Origin of the sequence: Streptomyces sp. H27-H5 (genome assembly GCF_026627505.1) — a bacterium.
Lineage (GTDB): Bacteria > Actinomycetota > Actinomycetes > Streptomycetales > Streptomycetaceae > Streptomyces.
The window spans coordinates 1-507 of sequence record NZ_JAPNLK010000380.1 but is presented as its reverse complement, the minus strand read 5'-3'; the positions used below and the strand labels follow the sequence as shown (position 1 = coordinate 507).

The 507-nt window shown below is 69.8% G+C and carries 1 protein-coding gene; it reads right to left on the bottom strand.

Features of this window, described 5'->3' with window-relative positions:
* Positions 1 to 441: winged helix-turn-helix domain-containing protein (locus OTB19_RS43355; RefSeq protein ID WP_267804361.1), on the bottom strand; the 441-nt coding region annotated here is incomplete at its 3' end.
* Positions 442 to 507 lie beyond the last annotated feature (66 nt).

The following is a 507-nucleotide window of genomic DNA, read 5'->3' as shown; positions in this document are numbered from 1 at the left end:
GGCCTCGTCGCGCTCCACGGCCCGGCGCACGGGGACCTGGCAGCTCCAGCCGTGCCGGCGCAGCAGCTTCCACACTCCCTGCACCGTGTACCCCACGTGGAACAACCGGCCGATCAGCAGCTTGACCCGCTTCAGCGTCCACCGCTGATCGTCCTCGAAACCGTGCGCCAACGGGCCGCGGCGCAGTTCCACCTCCAGCCGGGCCCACTGCTCGTCCGAGAGCCTCTCGCGCGATACCGGCCCCTTCGAAAGCAGGGCCCGCGGCCCGCCCTCACGCCAGTCTTTGCGCCACAGACGCACCGCCCGCTCACTGACCCTCAAGTCCCGCGCGATCTCACCGGTCGCGTCCCCGTGCCCGAACCGCTCGGCCGCCACCAGCCTCAACCGCTCACGCGCCGCCTGTCTTTCGGGCGTGTACCCGCCCCCCTGCGCATACCTCATCCCCACGGCATACCGCAGGGATCAAGGACCGTCATCACCCACGGCAACTACGAGTTCAACCTGAGT